Genomic DNA, 1,291 nt, shown 5'->3' with positions numbered 1-1,291 from the left:
TGGACTTGCAACAAAAAACTGGACAAAAAGAAGAGAGATTATGCTGCTAATTTTTGATTGTTCATTTCTGTTTCAAATTCTTCAATAGATTTTAAGCCTAAAGCCGTGTGTAATCTTTTTCTATTATACCAAGTTTCAATCCACTTAAAGACAGATAGTTCTGCTTGAGATCTAGTTAGGTATTGGTGTTTGTAGATCCATTCTACTTTTAGGGATTTAAAAAAGGATTCTGCTACTGCATTATCCCAACAATTCCCTTTTCGACTCATAGATTGCTTTATTAAACCGTTGTAAGATTTAATCAAATCTGTAAATTGACCACTAGCATATTGAGAACCTCTATCGGAATGAAATATTAATTCTTTTGTAATTTCATTTCGATTAACAGCCATTCTCCAAGCGGTAATGATGGTGTTTTCTGTGGTTAAGTCTTTACTAAAAGACCATCCCACTACTTTTCTATTAAACAAATCTATAATTACAGTTAAATACATCCAACCTTGTTTTGTTGATATGTATGTCATATCAGATACCCATACTTGGTTTTCTCTGTCAACATTAAAGTTTTGATTTAATAAATTGGATGCTACTGGATATTTGTGATTAGAATCGGTTAACACTCTAAATTTATAAGAACGTCTTACTTGTAAGCCTAATAATTTCATCAGCTTACTTATCCTTCTTCTAGAAATAAAATATCTGTACTTCTCTAATTCCTTTTTTATTCTGGGTGCTCCATAACTTTTATAACTCGCTTCAAATATCTTTTGTATAAAAAACATAATATGCTCATTAGCTAGCCAGCGTTTTGAAGGACCGCTTTTTAGCCAACTATAATAACTACTTCTACTTACTTTTAGAATACTACACATCTTCTCAACAGGAAACTTTAACCTATGGTGTTTTATAAATTGATATTTTTCTTGTCGCTCTTGGAGAAAATGCTCACCGCCTTTTTTAATATTTCATTCTCTAATAGAGCATCTTGTAATTCTTTTTTTAAGGCTATAATCTCTCGCTCTTGATCTGTTAACTTTAAATTCCCTTTCCCAGGAAAACTATTGTTATTACCATATTGTTTTAATTCGTGACGCCATCTAGATAAAGAAGATAGCGAAATATCTAAATCTTTGCAGGTCTGTTTTAGGCTTCCTTTTGCATAACTAAGCTCTACAGCTTTATGTTTAAATTCTTTGGTGTAAAAATTTCGTGGTTTTGACATTGTTATTTTATTAAAGTTTATAAATATATAAACTCGCTTCTTACTGTCCTGTCAAATATAGCATGTCCA

At 31.1% G+C, this 1,291-nt stretch carries 1 protein-coding gene; it reads right to left on the bottom strand.

The features are described 5' to 3' along the window. Positions 1-38 precede the first annotated feature (38 nt). A protein-coding gene (locus ACVC08_RS00635) for an IS3 family transposase (RefSeq protein WP_452600577.1) occupies positions 39-1,222 on the bottom strand; the annotation gives its coding sequence in 2 pieces (ribosomal slippage) (positions 39-961 and positions 961-1,222; 1,185 coding nt in all). Between the last annotated feature and the right edge of the window lie 69 nt (positions 1,223-1,291).

It is taken from the genome of Pontimicrobium sp. MEBiC06410 (genome assembly GCF_053601615.1).
This window is presented reverse-complemented; position numbering and strand designations above follow the sequence as displayed.